The sequence below is a fragment of the Streptomyces bikiniensis genome (assembly GCF_000716625.1).
GTDB lineage: Bacteria > Actinomycetota > Actinomycetes > Streptomycetales > Streptomycetaceae > Streptomyces > Streptomyces bikiniensis.
In genome coordinates, this window is record NZ_JNXJ01000022.1 from 72,173 (window position 1) to 96,739 (window position 24,567).

19 protein-coding genes are annotated in these 24,567 nt (G+C 72.2%); 14 read left to right on the top strand and 5 right to left on the bottom strand.

Translation table 11 applies throughout. The features are described from left to right. Positions 1 to 8: 8 nt before the first annotated feature. The 14 genes from uvrC (at position 9) to OO47_RS18790 (ending at position 17,627) form a co-directional block, all read left to right on the top strand. Positions 9 to 2,111 (top strand): excinuclease ABC subunit UvrC, encoded by a 2,103-nt coding sequence (gene uvrC / locus OO47_RS18725; RefSeq protein ID WP_167345312.1) that lies wholly within the window; start codon positions 9 to 11, stop codon positions 2,109 to 2,111. Next, positions 2,108 to 3,016, top strand: a complete 909-nt coding sequence (gene rapZ, locus OO47_RS18730; RefSeq protein ID WP_030205192.1) for an RNase adapter RapZ — start codon at positions 2,108 to 2,110, stop codon at positions 3,014 to 3,016. Before uvrC ends, rapZ begins: the two co-directional genes overlap by 4 nt. Beyond that, positions 3,013 to 4,038: a gluconeogenesis factor YvcK family protein gene (locus tag OO47_RS18735; RefSeq protein ID WP_030205190.1), complete on the top strand. Its 1,026-nt coding sequence runs from the start codon at positions 3,013 to 3,015 to the stop codon at positions 4,036 to 4,038. The genes rapZ and OO47_RS18735 overlap by 4 nt, the downstream gene beginning before the upstream one ends. Then, complete coding sequence (whiA, locus tag OO47_RS18740) at positions 4,029 to 5,018, top strand: DNA-binding protein WhiA (RefSeq protein ID WP_030205188.1); 990 nt, start codon at positions 4,029 to 4,031, stop codon at positions 5,016 to 5,018. Before OO47_RS18735 ends, whiA begins: the two co-directional genes overlap by 10 nt. Before the next feature lie 221 nt (positions 5,019 to 5,239). Continuing rightward, positions 5,240 to 8,188 (top strand): M14 family metallopeptidase, encoded by a 2,949-nt coding sequence (locus tag OO47_RS18745; protein WP_030205185.1) that lies wholly within the window; start codon positions 5,240 to 5,242, stop codon positions 8,186 to 8,188. A gap of 240 nt (positions 8,189 to 8,428) precedes the next feature. Then, a complete protein-coding gene (gap, locus tag OO47_RS18750) occupies positions 8,429 to 9,439 on the top strand; it encodes a type I glyceraldehyde-3-phosphate dehydrogenase (RefSeq protein WP_030205182.1) in 1,011 nt (336 codons plus the stop codon). Between the two features lie 106 nt (positions 9,440 to 9,545). Beyond that, on the top strand, positions 9,546 to 10,757 hold the full coding sequence (locus OO47_RS18755; protein WP_030205180.1) for a phosphoglycerate kinase: 1,212 nt from the start codon (positions 9,546 to 9,548) through the stop codon (positions 10,755 to 10,757). Positions 10,758 to 10,764: 7 nt separating this feature from the next. Next, the gene (tpiA, locus tag OO47_RS18760; RefSeq protein ID WP_030205177.1) at positions 10,765 to 11,541 is read left to right on the top strand and encodes a triose-phosphate isomerase; all 777 of its coding nucleotides are present in this window, start codon (positions 10,765 to 10,767) and stop codon (positions 11,539 to 11,541) included. A gap of 97 nt (positions 11,542 to 11,638) precedes the next feature. Further along, the gene (gene secG, locus OO47_RS18765) at positions 11,639 to 11,869 is read left to right on the top strand and encodes a preprotein translocase subunit SecG (RefSeq protein WP_030205174.1); all 231 of its coding nucleotides are present in this window, start codon (positions 11,639 to 11,641) and stop codon (positions 11,867 to 11,869) included. 77 nt (positions 11,870 to 11,946) lie between these two features. Next, positions 11,947 to 12,282 carry an RNA polymerase-binding protein RbpA gene (locus OO47_RS18770; RefSeq protein WP_003957010.1) on the top strand — a complete coding sequence of 112 codons (336 nt, stop codon included), beginning with the start codon at positions 11,947 to 11,949 and terminating at the stop codon, positions 12,280 to 12,282. A gap of 151 nt (positions 12,283 to 12,433) precedes the next feature. Then, the gene (locus OO47_RS18775) at positions 12,434 to 13,648 is read left to right on the top strand and encodes an MFS transporter (RefSeq protein ID WP_030205169.1); all 1,215 of its coding nucleotides are present in this window, start codon (positions 12,434 to 12,436) and stop codon (positions 13,646 to 13,648) included. 45 nt (positions 13,649 to 13,693) lie between these two features. Next, positions 13,694 to 15,355: a glucose-6-phosphate isomerase gene (gene pgi, locus OO47_RS18780; protein WP_399614957.1), complete on the top strand. Its 1,662-nt coding sequence runs from the start codon at positions 13,694 to 13,696 to the stop codon at positions 15,353 to 15,355. A 4-nt stretch (positions 15,356 to 15,359) separates the two neighbouring features. Then, the gene (locus OO47_RS18785) at positions 15,360 to 15,860 is read left to right on the top strand and encodes a PH domain-containing protein (protein ID WP_030205164.1); all 501 of its coding nucleotides are present in this window, start codon (positions 15,360 to 15,362) and stop codon (positions 15,858 to 15,860) included. A gap of 273 nt (positions 15,861 to 16,133) precedes the next feature. Continuing rightward, positions 16,134 to 17,627, top strand: coding sequence for a PH domain-containing protein (locus OO47_RS18790; protein WP_051736398.1), 1,494 nt, complete (start codon positions 16,134 to 16,136; stop codon positions 17,625 to 17,627). Between the two features lie 34 nt (positions 17,628 to 17,661). Here the strand turns inward: OO47_RS18790 and pgl are convergent, their stop codons facing one another. The 5 genes from pgl to tkt are packed head-to-tail and all read right to left on the bottom strand — an operon-like array spanning position 17,662 to position 24,296. Further along, positions 17,662 to 18,441, bottom strand: coding sequence for a 6-phosphogluconolactonase (pgl, locus tag OO47_RS18795; protein WP_030205158.1), 780 nt, complete (start codon positions 18,439 to 18,441; stop codon positions 17,662 to 17,664). Further along, positions 18,438 to 19,520, bottom strand: a complete 1,083-nt coding sequence (opcA, locus tag OO47_RS18800) for a glucose-6-phosphate dehydrogenase assembly protein OpcA (RefSeq protein WP_030205157.1) — start codon at positions 19,518 to 19,520, stop codon at positions 18,438 to 18,440. The genes pgl and opcA overlap by 4 nt, the downstream gene beginning before the upstream one ends. Continuing rightward, a complete protein-coding gene (gene zwf / locus OO47_RS18805) occupies positions 19,517 to 21,049 on the bottom strand; it encodes a glucose-6-phosphate dehydrogenase (RefSeq protein ID WP_030205155.1) in 1,533 nt (510 codons plus the stop codon). Before zwf ends, opcA begins: the two co-directional genes overlap by 4 nt. A 4-nt stretch (positions 21,050 to 21,053) precedes the next feature. Further along, a complete protein-coding gene (gene tal / locus OO47_RS18810; protein WP_030205152.1) occupies positions 21,054 to 22,172 on the bottom strand; it encodes a transaldolase in 1,119 nt (372 codons plus the stop codon). A gap of 36 nt (positions 22,173 to 22,208) precedes the next feature. Next, positions 22,209 to 24,296, bottom strand: coding sequence for a transketolase (gene tkt, locus OO47_RS18815; RefSeq protein WP_030205148.1), 2,088 nt, complete (start codon positions 24,294 to 24,296; stop codon positions 22,209 to 22,211). Positions 24,297 to 24,567 lie beyond the last annotated feature (271 nt).

A 24,567-nucleotide genomic window follows, 5' to 3' on the forward strand; every position in this document is an offset into this window, starting at 1 on the left:
TGGGGAGCATGGCAGACCCCTCCAGCTACCGCCCCAAGCCGGGTCAGATCCCCGACTCCCCGGGGGTCTACAAGTTCCGCGACGAGCACCGCCGGGTGATCTACGTCGGCAAGGCGAAGTCCCTGCGCCAGCGCCTGGCCAACTACTTCCAGCCGCTCACGAGCCTGCACCCGCGCACGGCCACCATGGTGACCACGGCCGCCTCCGTGGAGTGGACCGTCGTGTCCACCGAGGTCGAGGCGCTCCAGCTGGAGTACTCCTGGATCAAGGAGTTCGACCCCCGGTTCAACGTCAAGTACCGGGACGACAAGAGCTACCCGTACCTCGCGGTGACCATGAACGAGGAGTTCCCCCGCGTCCAGGTCATGCGCGGCCACAAGAAGAAGGGCGTGCGCTACTTCGGGCCGTACGCGCACGCGTGGGCGATCCGCGAGACCGTCGACCTCATGCTGCGGGTCTTCCCCGTCCGCACCTGCTCGGCCGGTGTCTTCCGGAACGCCTCCTCGGCCGGCCGCCCCTGCCTCCTCGGCTACATCGGCAAGTGCTCGGCGCCCTGCGTCGGCCGGGTCACCCCCGAGGAGCACCGGGAACTCGCCGAGGAGTTCAGCGACTTCATGGCCGGCCGCACCGGCACGTACATCCGTCGTCTGGAGAAGCAGATGACGATCGCGGCCGAGGACATGGAGTACGAGAGGGCCGCCCGGCTCCGCGACGACATCGCCGCCCTGCGCCGGGCCATGGAGAAGAGCGCGGTCGTCCTCGCCGACGCCACCGACGCCGACCTGATCGCCCTCGCCGAGGACGAGCTGGAGGCCGCCGTCCAGATCTTCCACGTGCGCGGCGGACGCGTCCGCGGCCAGCGCGGCTGGGTCACCGACAAGGTCGAGGCCGTCGACACCGCCGGGCTCGTCGAGCACGCCCTCCAGCAGCTGTACGGCGAGGAGAGCGGCGAGGCGGTCCCCAAGGAGGTCCTGGTCCCGGCGCTCCCCGAGGACGCCGACGCCGTCTCCTCCTGGCTCTCCGGCCGCCGCGGCTCCCTCGTCTCGCTGCGCGTGCCCCAGCGCGGCGACAAGAAGGCCCTGATGGAGACCGTCGCGCGCAACGCCCAGCAGGGCCTCGTGCTCCACAAGACCAAGCGGGCCAGCGACCTCACCACCCGCTCCCGGGCCCTGGAGGAGATCGCCGAGGCCCTGGACCTGGACTCGGCGCCGCTGCGGATCGAGTGCTTCGACATCTCGCACCTCCAGGGCGAGGACGTCGTCGCCTCCATGGTCGTCTTCGAGGACGGACTGCCCCGCAAGAGCGAGTACCGCCGCTTCCAGATCAAGGGCTTCGAAGGTCAGGACGACGTCCGCTCCATGCACGAGGTGATCGGCCGCCGCTTCAAGCGCTACCTCGCCGAGAAGGAGCGGACGGGGGAGTGGGGGGACGGCGAGGTCCCGGCCGAGGACCCCGAGGACGACGGGCGGCCCAAGCGGTTCGCGTACCCGCCGCAGCTCGTCGTGGTCGACGGCGGACAGCCCCAGGTCGCCGCAGCGCAGCGCGCCCTGGACGAGCTGGGCATCGACGACGTCGCGGTCTGCGGCCTCGCCAAGCGCCTGGAGGAGGTCTGGCTGCCCGGCGACGACGACCCGGTGGTGCTGCCCCGCTCCAGCGAGGGCCTGTACCTTCTCCAGCGGGTGCGTGACACGGCTCACGACTTCGCCATCCGCTACCAGCGGTCCAAGCGGACGAAACGCCTCAGGACCGGGCCCCTCGACGCCGTCCCCGGCCTCGGGGAGACCCGGAAACAGGCCCTGATCAAGCACTTCGGCTCGGTGAAGCGGCTCCGGCAGGCGACAATCGAGCAGATCTGCGAGGTCCCCGGCATGGGCCGGAAGACCGCGGAGGCGGTCGTCGTGGCCCTGGCCCGGGCGACCCCCGCCGCCCCCGCCGTGAACACGGCGACGGGGGAGATCATGGAGGACGACGCGGCTCCCGCCCCGCCGGCCCCCGCCCCCGCCGTCGACACGGCGACGGGGGAGATCATGGAGGACGACGCGGACGTCACGGCACGGCCGCGCGCGCACGGCACGACGAGCACCACCGAGAAGACGGAGCAGGACACGTGAGTACGGGCACCAAGGAGACCCCCGGCGACAACGGCGCCGAGGCGGCCATCCCCGAGCTGGTGATCATCTCCGGCATGTCGGGGGCCGGCCGGTCCACCGCGGCGAAGTGTCTGGAGGACCTCGGCTGGTTCGTCGTGGACAACCTGCCGCCCGCGCTGATCCCCACCATGGTGGAGCTCGGCGCCCGCTCCCAGGGCAACGTCGCCCGGATCGCCGTCGTCGTGGACGTCCGCGGCCGGCAGTTCTTCGACAACCTGCGGGAGTCCCTCGCCGACCTCGACGCCAAGCAGGTCACCCGCCGGATCGTCTTCCTGGAGTCCTCCGACGAGGCCCTGGTCCGGCGCTTCGAGTCGGTCCGCAGGCCCCACCCGCTCCAGGGCGACGGCCGCATCACCGACGGCATCGCCGCCGAGCGCGACCTGCTGCGCGAGCTGCGCGGCGACGCCGACCTGGTGATCGACACCTCCAGCCTCAACGTCCACGAGCTGCGCGCCAAGATGGACGCCCAGTTCGCCGGCGACGAGGAGCCCGAGCTGCGGGCCACCGTGATGTCCTTCGGCTTCAAGTACGGCCTCCCCGTCGACGCCGACCTCGTCGTGGACATGCGCTTCCTGCCGAACCCGCACTGGGTCCCCGAGCTGCGCCCCTTCACCGGCCTCAACGAGGAGGTGTCGAACTACGTCTACAACCAGCCCGGCGCCAAGGAGTTCCTGGACCGCTACACCGAGCTGCTCCAGCTGATCGCCGCGGGCTACCGCCGCGAGGGCAAGCGGTACGTGACGATCGCCGTCGGCTGCACGGGCGGCAAGCACCGCTCGGTGGCCACCGCCGAGCGCCTCGCCGCCCGCCTCGCCGCCGAAGGGGTCGAGACCGTCGTCGTGCACCGGGACATGGGGCGCGAGTGAAGCCGTACCGCCGGCGTGCCTCCACCCTCACGGTGCGGCGCACGCTCCGCAGACGCGGCGCCCAGCCGAAGGTCGTCGCGCTGGGCGGGGGCATGGGCCTCTCGGCCTCCCTCGCCGCCCTCCGCCGGATCACCGGCGACCTCACCGCCGTCGTCACCGTCGCCGACGACGGCGGCTCCAGCGGCCGGCTCCGCGAGGAGCTGGGCGTACTCCCTCCCGGGGACCTGCGCAAGGCGCTCGCCGCGCTCTGCGGCGACGACGACTGGGGCCAGACCTGGGCCCGGGTCATCCAGCACCGCTTCCAGTCCAAGGGCGAGATCAACGGGCACGCCGTCGGCAACCTGCTGATCGTCGCCCTCTGGGAGCAGCTCGGCGACCCCGTGCAGGCCCTCGACCTGGTGGGCCTGCTGCTCGGCGCCCAGGGCCGGGTGCTGCCCATGTCCGCCGTGCCCCTGGAGCTCCAGGCCCTGGTCAAGGGCCACGACCCGGAGCGGCCGGACGACGTGGACACCGTGGCCGGCCAGGCGACCGTGGCGCTCACCCCCGGCGAGGTGCAGTCCGTGCACCTCGTGCCGAACGACCCGCCGGCCGTCCCCGAGGCCGTCGCCGCCGTCCTGGACGCCGACTGGGTCGTCCTGGGGCCCGGCTCCTGGTTCTCCTCGGTGATCCCGCACCTCCTGGTCCCCGAACTCCTCGACGCCCTCGCCGAGACCAAGGCCCGGAAGGTGCTCTCCCTGAACCTCGCGCCGCAGCCCGGAGAAACCGACGGCTTCTCCCCGCAGCGTCATTTGGAGGTTTTGGGGCGACACGCCCCTAAACTCGCCCTGGACGTGGTGCTGGCCGACGAGGCCGCCGTGCCCGACCGCGACTCCCTCGCCGACGCCGCCAAGCGGTTCGGCGCCGCGGTCGAGCTGGCGCCGGTCGCCCGGCCCGACGGCTCCGCGAAGCACGACCCGGAGCTGCTGGCCGCCGCGTACGACCGTATTTTTCGGATGCATGGAAGGATCGGCCCATGGCGATGACGGCAGCGGTGAAGGACGAGATCTCCCGGCTCCCCGTCACCCGGACCTGCTGCAGGAAGGCAGAGGTCTCGTCGATCCTGCGGTTCGCGGGCGGGCTGCACCTGGTGAGCGGACGCATCGTGATCGAGGCGGAGCTCGACACCGCGATGGCGGCCCGCCGCCTCAAGCGGGACATCCTGGAGATCTTCGGGCACAGCTCCGAACTGATCGTGATGGCCCCCGGCGGACTGCGGCGCGGCTCGCGCTTCGTGGTGCGGGTGGTGGCCGGGGGCGACCAGCTCGCCCGCCAGACGGGTCTGGTGGACGGCCGGGGCCGCCCCATCCGGGGCCTCCCCCCGCAGGTGGTCTCCGGCGCGACCTGCGACGCGGAGGCCGCCTGGCGCGGGGCCTTCCTCGCGCACGGCTCGCTGACCGAGCCCGGCCGGTCCTCCTCCCTGGAGGTCACCTGCCCGGGCCCGGAGGCCGCCCTCGCCCTGGTCGGCGCCGCCCGCCGGCTCTCCATCGCGGCGAAGGCCCGCGAGGTACGGGGCGTGGACCGGGTCGTCGTCCGCGACGGCGACGCGATCGGCGCCCTGCTCACCCGGCTCGGCGCGCACGAGTCGGTGCTCGCCTGGGAGGAGCGGCGGATGCGGCGCGAGGTCCGCGCCACCGCCAACCGTCTGGCCAACTTCGACGACGCCAACCTGCGCCGCTCGGCCCGCGCCGCGGTCGCCGCCGGGGCCCGGGTGCAGCGCGCCCTGGAGATCCTGGGCGAGGAGGTGCCCGAGCACCTCGCCGCCGCCGGCCGGCTCCGCATGGAGCACAAGCAGGCCTCCCTGGAGGAGCTGGGCGCGCTCGCCGACCCGCCGCTGACCAAGGACGCGGTGGCCGGCCGGATCCGCCGGCTGCTCGCCATGGCCGACAAGCGGGCGCAGGACCTGGGCATCCCCGGGACCGAGTCCAACCTCACCGAGGAGCTGGACGACAGCCTGGTCGGCTGAGCCCGGGCGGATCCTGATCGATTTCCGGTCAACCCTTCACTGCCGGTGCGTTTCTGACGCACCGGCAGTTTCCTTTCCCGGCGTGCGCGACGCGCCGGGAGGCACCCTTGACGCCCCTCCGGGCGCCGATGAGTCTGTCGTCTGTTCTTCCGTGAGACCCGTCCCACCCGCGAGACCTGTTCACCTTCGAGACGGACGACACCCGACACCAAGGGGAGCCCATGAGACGCAGAGCGGGATCGATCCTCGCCGCGGCTTCACTGCTGATCGCCGGAGCCGCGGCGGCGCCCGTCGCCGGAGCGCGGCCGGACGACCGGAACGCCGACGCCCTCTCCGTATGGCACGCCGAGGTCACCAAGGAGCAGGTTCCGCTCCTCCTCGAAGCCGGGGCCGACGCCCACGAGCTGACCGAGCGGGTGCCCGCGAAGGGCACCGCCACGGTCGAGCTCTTCCTCACCGGCGACCAGGCCGGACAGCTGCGCGGCCGGGGCGTCGAGCTCGCCGAGCACGCCCTGTCGGACCGGGCCGAGAAGCGGGTCGCCGCCGCCGGCGACGGCGTCTTCCGCCCGTACGGCGGCCCCGGCGGTCTCAAGCAGGAGATCCTGGACACCGCCCGGACCCACCCCGGACTCACCAAGGTCGTCTCGATCGGCAAGACCCTCAAGGGGCAGGACATCCTCGCCCTCAAGGTCAGCAAGGGCGCCCGGCGCGCCGGGGACGGGTCGAAGCCCGCCACGCTCTACATGTCCAACCAGCACGCGCGCGAGTGGATCACCCCCGAGATGACCCGGCGGCTGATGCACCACTACCTCGACGGCTACGGCAAGGACGAGCGGATCACCCGGATCGTCGACACCACCGAGCTGTGGTTCGTGCTCTCCGCCAACCCGGACGGCTACGACCACACCCACGCCGACCCCGCCAACCGCCAGTGGCGCAAGAACCTCCGCGACAACGACGGCGACGGGCGGACCGGCCCCGGTGACGGCGTCGACCTCAACCGCAACTTCGCCTACAAGTGGGGCCACGACAACGAGGGCTCGTCCCCCGACCCGGCCGACGAGACCTTCCGCGGCAAGGGCCCCATGTCGGAGCCCGAGACCAGGGCCGTCGACGCCTTCCAGAAGCGCATCGGCTTCGCGTACGGCATCAACTACCACTCCGCCGCCCAGCTCCTGCTGTACGGCGTCGGCTGGCAGGTCGCCACCGACACCCCCGACGACGTGGCCCTCAGGGCCCTCGCCGGCACCCCGGAGAACTCCGCCGTGCCCGGCTACCGGCCGCAGGTCTCCTCCGAGCTGTACACCACCAACGGCGAGGCCGACGGTCACGCCGCCAACGTCAACGGCATGCAGATGTTCACCCCGGAGATGTCCACCTGCGCCACCGCCTCCCGGGTCGACCCGAACGACGCCTGGAACCCGGCCGACTGCGCCTCCGTCTTCACCTTCCCCGACGACGAGAAGCTGATCCGGGCGGAGTTCGCCAAGAACGTGCCCTTCGCGCTCGCCGTCGCCGAGTCCTCCGCCCGCCCGGACCGGCCCGTCTCCCCGGTCGGCGTCGAGGCCCCCGACTTCACCCCGAAGGCCTTCGCCACCTCCTACGCCCGCGGCGGGGAGCAGGAGGTCGCCGTCACCGCCCGCAAGTCGCTGCGCGGCAAGACGCTCGAATACCGGATCAACGGCGGCCGCGTCCACCGCGAGGAACTCCGTGCCTGGAAGGGCGGCGAGACCTACGGCGGCGAGGACAACCTCTACTTCGACGAGTACCGCGCCGAGGTCGGGGGCGCCCGGCCCGGCGACTCCGTCGAGGTCCGGTTCACCGCCCGCACCCGCGAGGGCCGCGCCACCGCCTCCGCCCCCTTCACCTACGAGGTGGCCGAACGGGCCCGCGGCGACGTCCTCGTCCTCGCCGACGAGGGCGGCACCACCGCCGGACGCCACACCGCCGCCTACGTGAAGGCGCTCGCGGACAACGGCCGGAGGGCCGCCGTCTGGGACGTCGCCGTCCAGGGCGCCCCGGACGCCCTCGGCGTCCTCTCCCACTTCGACGCCGTCGTCTGGTACACCGGCGCCCAGCGCCCCTCCGGGGGCGCCGAGCTCGCCGTCCGCTCCTACCTCAACGAGGGCGGCAAGCTGGTCAACGCCGGGGAGAAGGCCGGCGGGCTCACCCGGGTCGGCGCGGCCGAGACCAACGACTTCGCCCAGTACTACCTCGGCGCCCACCACCGCGCCGGCCTGAAGGACCCGTCCGCCTTCGCCGGCGCGGGCGCCTTCGGAGGCGTACGGGCCGGTCTCGGCGCGGCCCCGGGCAACCCGCTGGACGACGCCGGCGCGTACACCGTCACCTCCGACATCCTGAAGCCGAAGGACTTCCCGCAGTTCGCGAGCAGCGCCTCCGCCGGCGACTACCCGGGCGTCCGCACCCCCTTCGAGCCCGCCGAGGGCACCGCCTTCGCGGCGGTGAAGCACGCCGACGGCACCTGGGCCCGGCTCAGCAGGACCATCGACCTCACCGGCGTCCCGGCGTCCGCGAAGCCCCGCCTGGACTTCCAGGTCAGCCACGACACCGAGCCCGGCTACGACAACCTCGTCGTCGAGGCCCACACCGTCGGCCGGGACGACTGGACCACCCTGCCCGACACCAACGGCGGCACCTCCACCGAGCCCCCGGCCGACTGCGGCGAGGGCTACTACGTCCGCGGCCACCCCTTCCTCGCCCACTACCTCACCGTCGGCGAGGACGGCTGCGCGCCCACCGGCGCCACCGGCTCCTGGAACGCCTTCACCGGCCCCTCCAACGGCTGGCGCCAGGCCTCCGTCGACCTGAGCGCCTGGGCGGGCGGGAAGGTCGAGGTCTCCCTCTCGTACGTCTCCGACCCCGGTACGGGCGAGACGGGCGCGTTCGTCGACGACGTCCGGCTCGTCACCGGGACCACCACCGAGGCCGAGGGCTTCGAGACCTCCCTCGGCGCCTGGTCCACGCCCGGCGCCCCGGCCGGCAGCCCCGGCAACGGCTCCGACTGGACGCGCTCCGCCGCCCTCTTCCACTCGCAGGCGGCGGTCACCACCCGGGACACCGTCCTCCTCGGCTTCGGCCTGGAGCACGTGCCCGGCACGGCGGAACGGGCACGGCTCCTCGGCCGCGCCCTCAAGGCCCTCCACCGCTGAGGGGGGCACCTCGACCGTTTAACGGAGAGTAGTCGGGACAAACGGTTCAAGGCGGCCCTTACCCGCTGGTAGGTACGGGCCGCCGACCGTTTTCCCTCACTTTCCGAGCTCGTGCGGATGCGGCCGATGTCACTCCGGCGGCCCCGGGGAGGTAGGGTCGTAAGCGGTCGGGGACATCCCAAAAACAAAAATCTCGCCGGCGTCGAACAACACCGGCGTACCTAACGAGGAGATCGGTTCGTGACGATCCGCGTAGGCATCAACGGCTTTGGCCGCATCGGCCGGAACTACTTCCGCGCGCTCCTTGAGCAGGGTGCCGACATCGAGATCGTGGCTGTCAACGACCTGGGTGACACCGCGACCACGGCCCACCTGCTGAAGTACGACACCATCCTGGGCCGCCTCAAGGCCGAGGTGACCCACACCGAGGACACCATCACCGTCGACGGCCACACCATCAAGGTGCTGTCCGAGCGCAACCCGGCCGACCTCCCCTGGGGCGAGCTGGGCGTCGACATCGTCATCGAGTCGACGGGCATCTTCACCAAGAAGGCCGACGCCGAGAAGCACCTCGCCGGCGGCGCCAAGAAGGTCCTCATCTCGGCTCCGGCCAGCGACGAGGACATCACCATCGTGATGGGCGTCAACCAGGACAAGTACGACCCGGCGAACCACCACGTCATCTCGAACGCCTCCTGCACCACCAACTGCGTGGCGCCGATGGCCAAGGTCCTCAACGAGAACTTCGGCATCGTCAAGGGCCTGATGACCACGGTCCACGCGTACACCAACGACCAGCGCATCCTGGACTTCCCGCACAAGGACCTGCGCCGCGCCCGCGCCGCCGCGGAGAACATCATCCCGACCACGACCGGTGCCGCCAAGGCCACCGCCCTGGTCCTCCCGCAGCTCAAGGGCAAGCTCGACGGCATCGCCATGCGCGTCCCGGTCCCGACCGGCTCCGCCACGGACCTGGTCGTCACCCTGGACCGCGAGGTCACCAAGGACGAGGTCAACGCCGCGTTCAAGAAGGCCGCCGAGGACGGCGACCTCAAGGGCGTGCTCTTCTACACCGAGGACCCGATCGTCTCCTCCGACATCGTGGGCGACCCGGCGTCCTGCACCTTCGACGCCTCCCTGACGATGGTCCAGGACGGCAAGTCGGTCAAGATCCTCGGCTGGTACGACAACGAGTGGGGCTACTCCAACCGTCTCGTCGACCTCACCGCCTTCGTCGGCGGTCAGCTCTAAGCTTCAGGGCGGACCTTCGATGGTGAGCAGGGCTCGGGCAGCGCAACGCCGCGCTGCGCGAGCCCTGTTCGTGTGCTCCACCGCGTACCAAGGAGTCAGTTAACAGATGAAGACGATCGACGAGCTTCTCCACGAGGGCGTCGAAGGCAAGCGGGTGTTCGTCCGCGCCGACCTCAACGTGCCGCTCGACGGCACCACCATCACCGACGACGGACGCATCCGCGCCGTCGTCCCCACGGTCAAGGCGCTCGCCGACGCCGGCGCCCGCGTCGTGGTCGCCTCGCACCTGGGCCGCCCCAAGGGCGCCCCGGACCCGGCGTTCTCGCTCGCCCCGGCCGCCGCGCGCCTCGGTGAACTGCTCGGCGCCGACGTGGCGTTCGCGACCGACACGGTCGGCGACTCCGCCACCGAGACCGTCGCGGGCCTGGGGGACGGCCAGGTGGCCGTCCTGGAGAACCTGCGCTTCAACCCCGGTGAGACCTCCAAGGACGACGCCGAGCGCGGCGCCTTCGCGGACCGTCTCGCCGCCCTCGCCGACCTCTACGTCGGCGACGGCTTCGGTGCCGTGCACCGCAAGCACGCCTCGGTCTACGACCTCCCGGCGCGCATCCCGCACGCCGCGGGCCACCTCATCGCCACCGAGGTCGGCGTCCTGAAGAAGCTGACCGAGGACGTGCAGCGGCCGTACGTGGTCGCCCTCGGCGGCGCCAAGGTCTCCGACAAGCTCGGCGTGATCGACCACCTCCTGGAGAAGGCCGACCGCATCCTCATCGGCGGCGGCATGGCGTACACCTTCCTCAAGGCCCAGGGCCACGAGGTCGGCATCTCCCTGCTCCAGGAGGACCAGGTCCCGGCGGTCCAGGAGTATCTGGCCCGCGCGAAGGAGCGCGGCGTGGAGTTCGTCCTCCCCGTCGACGTCCTGGTCTCGCGCGAGTTCCCGGACCTGAAGACCAAGGCTCCGGCGAACCCCACCACGGTCGCCGCGGACGCCATCCCGGCGGACGAGGAGGGCCTCGACATCGGCCCCGAGACCCGCAAGCTCTACGCCTCGAAGCTCGCCGACGCGGCCACCGTCTTCTGGAACGGCCCGATGGGCGTCTTCGAGCACCCCGACTACGCCGAGGGCACCAAGGCCGTCGCCCAGGCGCTCGTCGACTCCCCGGCCTTCACCGTGGTCGGCGGCGGCGACTCCGCCGCCGCGGTCCGCACCCTGGGCTTCGACGAGAACGCGTTCGGACACATCTCGACCGGCGGCGGCGCCTCCCTCGAATACCTCGAGGGCAAGACGCTTCCCGGCCTCGCCGCACTGGAGGACTGACCCCCTTATGAGCACCCGCACCCCGCTGATGGCGGGCAACTGGAAGATGAACCTCAACCACCTGGAGGCCATCGCCCACGTCCAGAAGCTCGCCTTCGCCCTCACCGACAAGGACTACGACGCGGTCGAGGTCGCCGTCCTGGTCCCCTTCACCGACCTGCGGTCCGTCCAGACCCTGGTCGACGGCGACAAGCTGAAGATCAAGTACGGCGCCCAGGACATCTCGGCGCACGACTCCGGCGCCTACACCGGCGAGATCTCCGGCCTCATGCTCTCCAAGCTGAAGGCCGCCTTCGTGGCCGTCGGCCACTCCGAGCGCCGCCAGTACCACGCCGAGGACGACGAGGTCTGCAACGCCAAGGTGAAGGCCGCCTTCAAGCACGGCATCACCCCGATCCTCTGCGTCGGCGAGGGCCTGGACGTCCGCAAGGCCGGACGGCAGGTCGAGCACACCCTCGCCCAGCTCGACGGCGGCCTCAAGGACGTCCCGGCCGAGCAGGCCGAGACGATCGTGATCGCGTACGAGCCGGTGTGGGCCATCGGCACCGGCGAGGTCGCCACCCCCGAGGACGCCCAGGAGGTCTGCGGGGCGATCCGCGGCCGCCTCGCCGAGCTGTACTCCCGGGAGCTGGCCGACAAGGTCCGCATCCAGTACGGCGGCTCGGTCAAGTCCGGGAACGTCGCCGCGATCATGGCGCAGCCGGACGTCGACGGAGCCCTGGTGGGCGGCGCCGCGCTGGACGCCGACGAGTTCGTCAAGATCGTCCGCTTCCGCGACCAGTGAGTATGCGGTAGCGGAGTTACGTCGTACCCTTGCGGGGGTCGGGCAGGCGCCCGGCCCCCGTCCGTATAAGTCCGAGGAAGTTGGTCCAGCCGTGGTTATGGGGTTCTCGATCGCCCTGATCGTCTTCAGCGCGCTGCTGATGCTGCTCGTGCTGATGCACAAGGGGAAGGGTGGCGGCCTCTCCGACATGTTCGGTGGCGGCATGCAGTCCTCCGTCGGCGGCTCCTCGGTCGCCGAGCGCAACCTGGACCGCATCACCGTCGTGGTCGGTCTGCTCTGGTTCGCCTGCATTGTGGTGCTCGGTCTGCTGATGAAGTTGGACGGGTAACTCCAATCACTGGACGCGCGTTGGGCCTTACGTAGACTGGGGCATCTTCGAGCACCATCACGCAGGGAGTTACGACCGTGGCAAGTGGCAACGCGATCCGGGGAAGCCGGGTCGGAGCGGGGCCGATGGGCGAGGCCGAGCGGGGCGAGTCGGCGCCGCGCCTCCGCATCTCCTTCTGGTGCTCGAACGGGCACGAGACACAGCCGAGCTTCGCCAGCGACGCACAGGTCCCCGACACCTGGGACTGCCCGCGCTGCGGCTTCCCGGCCGGCCAGGACCGCGACAACCCGCCGGACCCGCCGCGCACGGAGCCGTACAAGACCCATCTCGCCTACGTGCGCGAGCGGCGCAGCGACGCGGACGGCGAGGCGATCCTCGCCGAAGCCCTCGCCAAGCTGCGCGGCGAGATCTGAGCACGGCGTGACGGTGTGACGGACGGGCCCGGCCCGCGAACTCGATTCGCGGGCCGGGCCCGTTCGCCGTCCCGTCCACCGCCCCGGCGCCTTTGTCAGTGGCACCCCCTACCGTCGGTCGGACGGGGAAGAACCGGACCGAGGGGGCGGCATGGCGACGACGGTGGCAGTGGGCGGCGGGACCTCGCCCGCCTGGCGGGGCGGCTTCGGACGTCTGTGGGCGGCCGCCGTGGTCTCCCGCTTCGGCGACTCCCTGCGCACCGCCGCACTGCCCCTGCTCGCCGCCTCGCTCACCGACGACCCCCTGCTCATCGCCTCCGTCACCGCCTGCGGCTTCCTGCCCTGGCTGCTTTTCGGACTCCTCGGCGGAGCCGTCGCCGACCGCGTCGACCAGCGGCGGGCCATGAGGGCCGTCGACCTCGTCCGCGCCGCCCTCATGGGCGCCTTCGCCGTCGCCGTCGCGCTCGGACACGCCGGGATCGCCCTGCTGCTCGTCCTCGCCTTCGCCCTCACCACCCTGCAGACCCTCTTCGACAACGCCGCCACCGCCCTGCTCCCCGCCGTCGTCCCCACCGGTGCCCTGGCCTCGGCCAACGCGCGCCTGATGACCGGTCAGCAGTTCGCGGGCGGCCTCCTCGCCGCACCCCTGGTGCCCGCCCTGCTCCTCGCCGGACCCGCCGTGCCGTACGGGGCCAACGCCGCCACCTACGTCCTGGCCGCGCTCCTCGTCGCCTCGCTGCGGACCGGAGCACCCGAGCGGCCGCCCCGCCCCGCCGGATCCACCCTCCGCGCCGAGACCGCCGAGGGGATCGCCGCCCTGCGCGCCGACCGGACCCTGCGGTGGCTCTGCGCCGCCACGACCCTCTGCAACATCGGCATGGGCGTCCTCCTCGCCACCCTCGTCGTCCACGTCACCGACGGCCTGCGCGCGGGGAACGGCGGATACGCGGCCGCGCTCACCGCCTACGCGGCCGGCGGCGTCGCCGGCGGGTTCCTCGCCCGGCGGATCGCCGAGCGGACCGGACGCGTGCGCGCGGTCCTCCTCGCCGGGACCGTCCAGACCGGCTGCCTGGTCCTGGCGGGGACGGTGCCCCTGCTCGCGGCGTCGATCGGGGCCCTGGCGGTCTTCGGCCTCATGGGGATGGTGTGGAACGTGCAGCTGACCACCCTCACGCAGGAGAGATCCCCCGACGGCATGCTCGGCCGCGTCGCCGCCGCCTTCCGCACCCTCGCCGTCGCCGGCGCCCCCCTGGGCGCCCTCCTCGGCGGCGCCGCGGCCGCCGGCTGGGGGCCGCACGCCCCCCTCCTCGTCAGCGCGGCGCTGTTCGCGCTCGCCGTCGCGTCACTCGCCCCCCTGATCAATTAGGTTGGAGGGGCAGCGGGGCAGATACGTACGAAGAAGAAGAGGGCGATGTCCGAGATGACTGGCGAAGGACGCACGAGGCTCAACCGGCTGCCCGAGTGGGCGGCCCTCGGTAAGCACCGCGAGCAGCTGGGCGAGCCCCACCTGCGCGAGCTGTTCGCCGCCGACCCGACGCGCGGCACCGACCTCACCCTGAGGGTCGGCGACCTCTACCTGGACTACTCCAAGCACCTCGTCACCGGCGAGACGCTGACCCTGTTGCGTGAGCTGGCCGCCGCCACCGGCGTGGCCGAGCTGCGCGACGCCATGTTCCGCGGCGAGAAGATCAACACCACCGAGGACCGGGCGGTCCTCCACACCGCGCTGCGCGCCCCCCGCGACGCCGTGATCGAGGTCGACGGGGAGAACGTCGTCCCCGGCGTCCACGCCGTCCTCGACCGGATGGGCGACTTCGCCGACAAGGTCCGCGCGGGCGAGTGGACCGGCCACACCGGCAGGCCGGTCAGGAACGTCGTGAACATCGGCATCGGCGGCTCCGACCTCGGCCCCGCCATGGCCCACGAGGTCCTGCGCTCCTACACCCGGCGGGACCTGACGCTCCGTTTCGTCTCCAACGTCGACGGCGCCGACCTCCACGAGGCCGTGCACGACCTCGACCCCGCCGAGACCCTGTTCGTCGTGGCCTCGAAGACCTTCACCACCATCGAGACCATCACCAACGCCACCTCCGCCCGCGACTGGCTCCTCACCGGCCTCGACGCCGGCCAGGAGGCCGTGGCCAAGCACTTCGTGGCCCTGTCGACCAACGCGGAGAAGGTCGAGGAGTTCGGCATCGACACCGCGAACATGTTCGAGTTCTGGGACTGGGTCGGCGGCCGCTACTCCTACGACTCCGCCATCGGCCTCTCCCTGATGATCGCCATCGGTCCGGAGCGCTTCCGCGAGATGCTCGACGGCTTCCACCTCGTCGACGAACACTTCCGCACCGCCCCGCCCGAGGAGAACGCGCCCCTGCTCCTCGGCCTCCTCGGCGTCTGGTACGGCAACTTCTTCGACGCCCAGTCGCACGCCGTCCTGCCGTACTCCCACTACCTGTCGAAGTTCACCGCCTACCTCCAGCAGCTCGACATGGAGTCCAACGGCAAGTCGGTGGACCGGGAGGGGAACCGGGTCGACTGGCAGACCGGGCCCGTGGTCTGGGGCACCCCCGGCACCAACGGCCAGCACGCGTACTACCAGTTGATCCACCAGGGCACCAAGCTGATCCCGGCCGACTTCATCGGCTTCGCCCGGCCCGTGGACGACCTGGAGCCCGGCCTGGTCGCCCAGCACGACCTGCTCATGGCCAACTTCTTCGCCCAGACGCAGGCGCTCGCCTTCGGCAAGACGCCCGAGGAGGTACGGGCCGAGGGCGTCCCCGAGGAGCTCGTCCCGCACAAGACCTTCCGGGGCGACCACCCCACGACCACGATCCTCGCCGACGCGCTCACCCCGTCCGTCCTCGGACAGCTGATCGCGCTCTACGAGCACAAGGTCTTCGTCCAGGGCGCGATCTGGAACATCGACTCCTTCGACCAGTGGGGCGTCGAACTCGGCAAGGTACTCGCCAAGCGGATCGAGCCGGTCCTGACGACCGGGGAGGGCGCGGACGGGCTCGACAGCTCGACCGCCGGCCTCGTCGCCGCCTACCGCTCGCTGCGCGGACGGTAGGGGCATGAGGGGGGAGGACGCGGTGCGGCTGCGACCGCCGAGGAACGCCGTGGACGGGCGGGCCGTCACCTGGTGGCGGACCCAGCTCCTGGTGACCACCGCCGTACCGGTGGTGGTCCTCGCCGTCCTCGGCGCGCTCGTCGGACCCGCCAGGGCCTGGCTGCTCGTCGCGGCCGGGGCCGTGGCGGCCGCGGGCCTGGCCTGTGCCGCGTTCCTCCCCGCCTGGTGGTTCCGGGTGCACCGCTGGGAGGTCACCGACGAGGCCGTCTACGTGCGCACCGGGGCCCTCTGGCAGGAGTGGCGGATCGCCCCGATGTCCCGGATCCAGACCGTCGACACCTCGCGCGGCCCCCTGGAGCAGTACTTCCGGCTGGCCACGGTCACCGTGACCACCGCCTCCTCCGCGGGCGCGGTCCGGATCGAGGGCCTGGACCACGAACGGGCCGCCGACCTTGCCGAACGGCTGACCGCCGTCACCCAGGCCACCCCCGGGGACGCCACATGAGCGAGCCGGCACCCGGGACCGAGGGACGGCGGCCCGAGGCGCCGGGGGGAGAGCCGCGGCGGCCCGACGCGCCGGAAGGAGAGCGGCGGCGCCGCGACGCGCCGGAGGACGAGCCCCAACGACCCGCCGCGACCGGGGGAGAGCGGCGGACCGACGTCCCCGAGACGGAATGGCGACGGCCCGACGTCTCCGAAGGAGAGCTGTGGCGCTCCGGCACGCCCGAAGGGGAGCCGCGACGGCCCGACGTCTCCGAAGGGGAGCGGCTGCGGCCCGATGCCTGCCGTCCTGTGCGGCGTGGCCGGCGGCGCCGGGCTCCCCGTCGCCCTCGGCCTCGCCGGCTCCCGGCCGCTCTGGCAGGCCCTCTCCTGGGTCCTCGCCGGAGCCCTCCTCCTGCTCCTCGGCGGCACCGGCGCCGACCGGGTCCGGCTGCGCCGCACCCGCTACCGCGTCGGCCCCGACCGGGTCGACCTCCACACCGGCCTGCTCCACCTCAAGCGCCGCTCCCTGGCCCGCGAGCGCATCCGCAGCGTCGACCTCACCGCCAACCCCCTCCAGCGCCTCCTCGGACTGGTCAAGGTCCGCATCGGGACCGGCGAGCGGAGCGGCGGCGACGCCGCCCTCGAACTGGAGCTGGTCGCCCGCGCCGAGGGCGAACGGCTCCGCCGCGAACTCCTCGCCCGCGCCGCCGCGCCCGAGGACCCCCGCCACGACGGCGCCCTCGCCGCCCTCGACCCGCGCTGGATCCGCTACGCCCCCGTCTCCTTCGTCGCCCCCGCCATCGGCGGCGCCGCCGCCGGAGCGGTCATGCAGGTCAGCGAGTGGTTCGGCGCCCAGGGCGAGGTCATCGACTGGATAGGGGAGCGCTTCAGCTCCGTCGCGATCCCCTGGATGATCCTCTGGCTGGTCCTCGCCGCCACCGCCGTCGGGGCCGTCGGGGCCCTCGGCCTCTGGATCGAGATGTGGTGGAACTACCGCCTGGAGCGCGAGCCCGGCGGCACCCTGCGCGTCACCCGGGGCCTGCTCACCGCCCGCTCGGTCTCCATCGAGGAGCGGCGGCTGCGCGGCGTCGAACTGGTCGAACCGCTCGGCGTGCGCCTCTTCGGGGCGGCCCGCGTCGACGCCGTCGCCACCGGCCTCGCCGAGAAGGACGAGGACAAGCACGGCGACCTCAAGAACCTGATGCCGGCCGTCCCCCGCCCGCTCGCCGACCGGGTCGCCGCCCAGGTCCTGCGCGAGCCCGGACCGCCCACCGGCACGCCGCTCGCCCCCCACCCCCGGGCCGCCCGGAACCGGCGGATCCGCTGGGCCCTGTGGAGCGTCCTGGCCCCCGCCGCGCTCCTCGCCCTCCTCGGCCTCCTGCTCACCCCGGTCCTGCTGTACGTGGCGGCCGGCTGGACCGCCGTCCTCACCCCGCTCGCCCTGCTCCTCGCCCGCGACGCCCACCGGAACCTCGGACACGCCGTCAGCGGGGCGTACCTGGTGACCCGTTCGGGCACGGTCCGGCGGACCACGGTCGCCCTCCAGCGCTCCGGCGTCATCGGCTGGACGGTCAAGCAGTCGTACTTCCAGCGCCGCGCCGGCCTCCTCACCCTGACCGTCACGACGGCGGCCGGATCGGGCGCGTACGCGATCCTCGACGCCGGCCGGAGCCAGGGCCTGGCCTTCGCCGCCGAGGCCGTACCGGGGCTCCTCACGCCCTTCCTGGAGCAGCCCGTGGACGCGCCGGAGAACCGGGAAACGCCGGAGGCCCGGTCCACCGAGGGATGAACCGGGCCTCCGGGGCCGTACCGACCGGCGAGGATCAGGCCGTGGCCGGCGGATACAGGCTCCGCGGCAGCTCCGATGCCGCCGCCGAGTCCAGCAGCCACAGCGTGCGCGAGCGACCGCGCGCGCCGGCCGCCGGGGCCTGCACCTCGCCCGCGCCCGACAGCGCGAGCGCCGCCGCCTTCGCCTTGTCCTCGCCGGCCGCGAGCAGCCAGACCTCCTGCGCCGCCCGGATCGCCGGGAGCGTCAGCGAGATCCGGACCGGCGGCGGCTTCGGCGCGCCACGCACCCCGACCACCGTCCGCCCGGTCTCGCGCACGGCGGGCAGCTCCGGGAAGAGCGAGGCCACGTGCGTGTCCGGGCCGACGCCCAGCATCAGCACGTCGAAGGCGGGCACCCCGCCGTCGCCGGGACCGGCCGCGGCGGCCAACTCCTCCGCGTAGGCAGCGGCGGCGGCCTCGACGTCGTCGCCGTACGGCCCGTCGGAGGCGGGCATCGCGTGCACCCGCGCGGGGTCCAGCGGCACCCGGTCGAGCAGCGCCTCGCGGGCCTGGGTGACGTTCCGCTCCGGATCCCCGTCCGGCAGGTACCGCTCGTCGCCCCACCACAGGTCGAGCCGCGACCAGTCGACCGCGTCCCGCGCGGGCGCCGCACCGAGGGCCGCGAGCAGCCCGTTGCCGTTGCGCCCGCCGGTCAGCACCACCGAGGCGGAGCCCCGGGAGGCCTGGGCGTCCACGATCCGGGTGATCAGCCGGGCCGCGGCGGCCTGTGCCATCAGCTCCTTGTCGCGGTGGACGACCAGCTGCGGGGCGCTCACTTGGCCGCCGCCTTCCTGGCCGGGGCCTTCTTCGCCGCCGGCTTGGCGGCGGGCTCCTCCTCGGCGGGGGAGGCGTCGGGGGAGGTCTCCGGCGCGGTCTCCACCACGGCGGCCTCCACCTCCTCCTCCGGCTCGGGCGCCGTGACCGCCGCCCGCTCGTCGAGCCGCCCGACGCCGAACTTCAGCGCCGCCGCGTAGGTGTCGTCCGGGTCGAGCCGGCGCAGCTCCTCCGCGATCAGCTCGGCCGTGTCGCGGCGCTTGAGCGCCACTCCCCGGTCCGGCTGCCCCTCGATGGAGAGCGTGGCGAGCGACCCGTCCGGCCGGTCGAGCACGATCGGCCCGCAGTCGGTCTCCAGGCGTACGGAGGTGAGGCCGGGCCCCGCCGACTTCGAGCGCCGCACCGGCACCTTCAGCCGGTCCGCCACCCACATCGCGAGCAGTTCGACGCTCGGGTTGAACTCCTCGCCCTCCACCTCGGCGGCGGAGACCCGGCAGACGACCTGGTCGAGCGCGGCGGCCAGCATCGAACGCCACGGGGTGATCCGGGTCCACGACAGGTCCGTGTCGCCCGGGGTGTACGTCTCCGCCCGCGCCGTCAGCTCCTCGATGGGCTGCTCGGCGGAGTACGTGTCGGTCACCCGGCGCTGGGCGAGCGCGCCCAGCGGGTCCTTCGCCGGGTCGGTCGGCGCGTCCACCGGCCACCAGACGACGACCGGGGCGTCGGGGAGCAGCAGCGGCAGCACCACCGACTGGGCGTGGTCGACGACCTCGCCGTACAGCCGGAGCACCACCGTCTCGCCGGCGCTGGCGTCGGCGCCGAGGCGGACCTCGGCGTCGAGCCGCGCCTTGGCACGGTCCCGCGGCGAGCGCGAGACCCTCTTGATGACGACGAGGGTCCGCGAGGGGTGCTCGCGGGACGCCTCGTTGGCCGCCTTCAGCGCGTCGTAGGCGTTCTCCTCGTCGGTGACGATGACGAGGGTGAGCACCATGCCGACGGCCGGCGCGCCGATCGCCCGCCGCCCGAGCACCAGCGCCTTGTTGATCTTGGAGGACGTGGTGTCCGTCAGGTCGGTCTTCATGGCCGGCGCCAGCTCCTGCCGTCTCGTGCGAGCATCTCGTCCGCCTCGACCGGACCCCAGGTCCCGGACTGGTACTGCGCGGGCTTGCCGTGCTCGTCCCAGAACCTCTCGATCGGGTCGAGGATCTTCCAGGACAGCTCGACCTCCTCCACGCGCGGGAAGAGGTTCGAGTCGCCGAGCAGGACGTCGAGGATGAGCCGCTCGTACGCCTCCGGGCTGGACTCCGTGAAGGACTCGCCGTACGCGAAGTCCATCGACACGTCCCGGATCTCCATCTGCGTGCCGGGCACCTTGGAGCCGAACCGCACCGTCACGCCCTCGTCCGGCTGCACCCGGATGACGATGGCGTTGCGGCCGAGCTCCTCGGTCGCGGTGTGGTCGAAGGGGGAGTGCGGGGCGCGCTGGAAGACGACCGCGATCTCGGTGACGCGGCGGCCCAGGCGCTTGCCGGTGCGCAGGTAGAAGGGGACGCCCGCCCAGCGGCGGTTGTCGATCTCCAGCTTCACGGCCGCGTAGGTGTCGGTCTTCGACTGCGGGTCGATGCCGTCTTCCTGGAGGTAGCCGACGGCCTTCTCGCCGCCCTGCCACCCGGCCGCGTACTGGCCGCGGACCGTGGAGGCGCCCAGGTCCCTGGGCAGCTTCACCGCGCCGAGGACCTTGGTCTTCTCGGCGGCCAGCGCGTCGGCGTCGAAGGAGGCGGGCTCCTCCATGGCGGTCAGCGCGAGCAGCTGGAGCAGGTGGTTCTGGATGACGTCGCGGGCGGCGCCGATGCCGTCGTAGTAGCCGGCGCGGCCGCCGATGCCGATGTCCTCGGCCATGGTGATCTGCACGTGGTCGACGTACGACCGGTTCCAGATCGGCTCGAAGAGGGTGTTGGCGAAGCGGAGCGCCAGGATGTTCTGGACGGTCTCCTTGCCGAGGTAGTGGTCGATCCGGAAGACCTCGTGCGGCGGGAAGACCTCGTGGACGACCTCGTTGAGCTCCTTGGCGGAGGCCAGGTCGTGCCCGAAGGGCTTCTCGATGACCGCGCGGCGCCAGGAGCCGTCCTTCTGGTCGGCGAGCCCGTGCTTCTTGAGCTGCTGGACGACCTTGGGGAAGAACTTCGGCGGGACCGACAGGTAGAAGGCGAAGTTGCCGCCGGTGCCCTGGGCCTTGTCCAGCTCCTCGACGGTGGTCTTGAGCTGCTCGAAGGCCTCGTCGTCGTCGAAGTCGCCCTGGACGAACCGCATGCCCTGGATCAGCTGCTGCCACACCTCCTCGCGGAAGGGGGTGCGTGAGTGCTGCTTGACGGCCTCGTAGACCTCCTGCGCGAAGTCCTCGTCCTGCCACTCGCGCCGGGCGAAGCCGACGAGCGAGAAGCCCGGCGGCAGCAGGCCGCGGTTGGCCAGGTCGTAGACGGCGGGCATCAGCTTCTTTCGGGACAAATCGCCCGTGACGCCGAAGATCACCAGACCCGACGGCCCCGCGATGCGCGGGAGCCGTCGGTCTGCGGCGTCACGGAGCGGGTTGGCTCCGTGTGCTGCGCTCAAGGTGTTACGCCTCCGAAGGTGCGAGGCGCTTCAGCTCCGCCTCGGTGGACGTGAGCAGGTCGTTCCAGGACGCCTCGAACTTCTGGACGCCCTCGTCCTCCAGGAGCTGGACGACCTCGTCGTAGCCGATGCCCAGCTTCGCGACGGCCTGGAGGACCGCGCGGGAGTCGTCGTACGTGCCCTCGACGGTGTTGCCGGTGACCTCGCCGTGGTCGGCGGTGGCCTCCAGGGTGGCCTCGGGCATGGTGTTGACCGTGCCGGGGGCGACCAGGTCCACCACGTACAGGGTGTCCTTGTACGCCGGGTCCTTCACGCCGGTCGAGGCCCACAGCGGACGCTGCTTGTTGGCGTGCGCCTTGTCCAGGGCGGCCCAGCGCTCGGAGGAGAAGACCTCCTCGTACGCCTCGTAGGCCAGGCGGGCGTTGGCCAGGGCGGCCTTGCCCTTGAGCGCCTTGGCCTCGTCGGTGCCGATGCCGTCCAGGCGCTTGTCGATCTCCGTGTCCACGCGGGAGACGAAGAAGGAGGCCACCGAGTGGATCTTCGCCAGGTCCAGGCCCCGCTCGCGGGCCTTCTCCAGGCCCGCCAGGTAGGCGTCCATGACCAGGCGGTAGCGCTCCAGCGAGAAGATCAGCGTCACGTTGACGCTGATGCCCAGGCCGATGACCTCGGTGATGGCCGGCAGACCCGCCTCGGTGGCCGGGATCTTGATCAGCGTGTTCGGGCGGTCCACCAGCCAGGCCAGCTGCTTGGCCTCGGCGACCGTGGCCTTGGTGTCGTGGGCCAGGCGGGGGTCGACCTCGATGGAGACCCGGCCGTCCTGGCCGTCGGTCGCGTCGAAGACCGGGCGCAGGATGTCGGCGGCGTCGCGGACGTCCGCCGTCGTGATCATCCGGATGGCCTCCTCGACGGTCACCCGGCGGGCCGCGAGGTCGGAGACCTGCTGGTCGTAGCCGTGGCCCTCGGAGATCGCCTTCTGGAAGATCGACGGGTTGGTGGTGACCCCGACCACGTGGCTCTGGTCGATCAGCTCCGCCAGGTTGCCGGAGGTGATCCGCTGGCGCGAGAGGTCGTCCAGCCAGATCGCGACGCCTTCGTCGGAGAGGCGCTTGAGTGCGTCTGTCATGAGAGTTGCATCTCCAATAAGTCGTACGTATCGGGGTCAGCGCGCGGCGGCGTCGATCGATTCCCGCGCGGCGGCGACGATCGCCTCGGGCGTGAAGCCGAACTCGCGGAAGAGGACCTTCGCGTCCGCGGAGGCGCCGAAGTGCTCCAGGGAGACGATCCGGCCGGCGTCACCGACGTAACGGTGCCAGGTCAGGCCGATGCCGGCCTCGACCGCGACCCGCGCCTTGACCGACGGCGGCAGGACGGAGTCCTTGTACGCCTGGTCCTGCTCCTCGAACCACTCCACCGACGGCATCGACACCACCCGGGTGGGCGTGCCGGCGGCCTGGAGCTGCTCGCGGGCCTCGACGGCCAGGTGCACCTCGGAGCCGGTCGCGATCAGCACCACCTCCGCCTCGCCGCCTTCGGCGTCGAACAGCACGTAGCCGCCCTTGACCGTGTCCTCGTTCGGCGCGTACGTCGGCACGCCCTGGCGGGTGAGCGCCAGACCGTGCGGGGCGCCCTTGCCGTAGACCTTGGTGTGGCGCTGCATGATCTCGCGCCAGGCCAGGGCCGTCTCGTTGGCGTCGGCCGGGCGGACCAGGTTCAGGCCCGGGATCGCGCGCAGCGAGGCCAGGTGCTCCACCGGCTGGTGCGTCGGACCGTCCTCGCCCAGACCGATCGAGTCGTGGGTCCAGACGTAGGTGACCGGCAGGTGCATCAGGGCGGAGAGGCGCACCGCGTTGCGCATGTAGTCGGAGAACACCAGGAAGGTGCCGCCGTAGATGCGCGTGTTGCCGTGCAGCGCGATGCCGTTCATCTCCGCGGCCATCGCGTGCTCGCGGATGCCGAAGTGGATCGTGCGGCCGTACGGGTCGGCCTCCGGCAGCGGGTTGCCCTCGGGCAGGAACGACGAGTCCTTGTCGATCGTCGTGTTGTTCGAGCCGGCGAGGTCGGCCGAGCCGCCCCACAGCTCGGGGATGACCGCGCCGAGCGCCTTGAGGACCTGGCCCGAGGCGGCACGGGTGGCCACGCCCTTGCCCGGCTCGAAGACCGGCAGCTTCTCCGCCCAGCCCGCGGGCAGCTCGTTGGCCTGGATGCGGTCGAACTCCGCCGCGCGCTCCGGGTTGGCCGTACGCCACTCCGAGAGCTGCTTCTCCCACTCCACGCGCGCCTCGCGGCCCCGCTCGCCCAGCGCGCGGGTGTGCGCGATGACCTCGTCGGAGACCTCGAAGGTCTTCTCCGGGTCGAAGCCCAGGACGCGCTTGGTGGCCGCGACCTCCTCGTCGCCGAGCGCCGAGCCGTGGGCGGCCTCGGTGTTCTGCGCGTTCGGCGCGGGCCAGGCGATGATCGAGCGCATCGCGATGAACGAGGGGCGCTCGGTCTCGGCCTCGGCGGCGCGGATCGCCGCGTAGAGCCCGGCCGGGTCCAGGTCGCCGTTGGCCTGCGGCTCGACCCGCTGCACGTGCCAGCCGTACGCCTCGTACCGCTTGAGCGTGTCCTCGGAGACGGCCGTCTCGGTGTCGCCCTCGATCGAGATGTGGTTGTCGTCCCACAGCAGGATCAGGTTGCCGAGCTTCTGGTGGCCGGCCAGCGAGGACGCCTCGGCGGAGATGCCCTCCTGGAGGCAGCCGTCACCGGCGATCGCGTAGACGCGGTGGTCGAACGGCGAGGTGCCGGCCGGCGCCTCCGGGTCGAACAGGCCGCGCTCGAAGCGGGCGGCCATCGCCATGCCCACCGCGTTGGCGACGCCCTGGCCCAGCGGGCCCGTGGTCGTCTCCACCGCGGCGGTGTGACCGTACTCCGGGTGACCGGGGGTCTTCGAACCCCAGGTGCGGAAGGCCTTCAGATCGTCCAGTTCGAGACCGAAGCCACCCAGGTAGAGCTGGGTGTAGAGGGTCAGGGACGAGTGGCCGGCCGAGAGCACGAACCGGTCGCGCCCGACCCACTCGGGGTCGGCCGGGTCGTGGCGCATCACCTTCTGGAAGAGGGTGTACGCGACGGGCGCCAGGCTCATCGCCGTACCGGGATGGCCGTTGCCGACCTTCTGTACGGCGTCCGCGGCCAGGACGCGGGCGGTGTCTACGGCCCGCTGGTCCAATTCGGTCCACTCGAGGTCTGTGGTGGTCGGCTTAGTGCTCACCCTGGGTCAGGGCTCCTCTCCACATGTCTGAAGCCGGTGACTGAGGGTGTACCGGCGGTGTCGAGCCTACCCCCGTCGGACGGCCCTCTTTTCGTGCTCATGCCCCTCAAATGAGCGCACACGGCAAGACTGCCGGTGGCCGTGGGACTTCGCCTCCCGAACGGGTCCACCGCGTGGGACGTGCCCCTTCGACACGACCCCACCCTTGGGGGCGTACCCCTTCAACACGACCCCACCCCCGCGAAGATCGGCGTCTGGGCAACGTCTAGAG

Excerpts from the sequence above, each read along its gene's own strand:
- secG (WP_030205174.1), top strand. The coding sequence starts at position 11,639 with ATGGGGTTCTCGATCGCCCTGATCGTCTTCAGCGCGCTGCTGATGCTG.
- uvrC (WP_167345312.1), top strand. The coding sequence starts at position 9 with ATGGCAGACCCCTCCAGCTACCGCCCCAAGCCGGGTCAGATCCCCGAC.
- OO47_RS18745 (WP_030205185.1), top strand. The coding sequence starts at position 5,240 with ATGAGACGCAGAGCGGGATCGATCCTCGCCGCGGCTTCACTGCTGATC.
- OO47_RS18785 (WP_030205164.1), top strand. The coding sequence starts at position 15,360 with ATGAGGGGGGAGGACGCGGTGCGGCTGCGACCGCCGAGGAACGCCGTG.
- tal (WP_030205152.1), bottom strand. The coding sequence starts at position 22,172 with ATGACAGACGCACTCAAGCGCCTCTCCGACGAAGGCGTCGCGATCTGG.
- tpiA (WP_030205177.1), top strand. The coding sequence starts at position 10,765 with ATGAGCACCCGCACCCCGCTGATGGCGGGCAACTGGAAGATGAACCTC.
- OO47_RS18790 (WP_051736398.1), top strand. The coding sequence starts at position 16,134 with ATGCCTGCCGTCCTGTGCGGCGTGGCCGGCGGCGCCGGGCTCCCCGTC.
- opcA (WP_030205157.1), bottom strand. The coding sequence starts at position 19,520 with ATGAAGACCGACCTGACGGACACCACGTCCTCCAAGATCAACAAGGCG.
- OO47_RS18775 (WP_030205169.1), top strand. The coding sequence starts at position 12,434 with ATGGCGACGACGGTGGCAGTGGGCGGCGGGACCTCGCCCGCCTGGCGG.
- OO47_RS18755 (WP_030205180.1), top strand. The coding sequence starts at position 9,546 with ATGAAGACGATCGACGAGCTTCTCCACGAGGGCGTCGAAGGCAAGCGG.
- whiA (WP_030205188.1), top strand. The coding sequence starts at position 4,029 with ATGGCGATGACGGCAGCGGTGAAGGACGAGATCTCCCGGCTCCCCGTC.
- pgi (WP_399614957.1), top strand. The coding sequence starts at position 13,694 with ATGTCCGAGATGACTGGCGAAGGACGCACGAGGCTCAACCGGCTGCCC.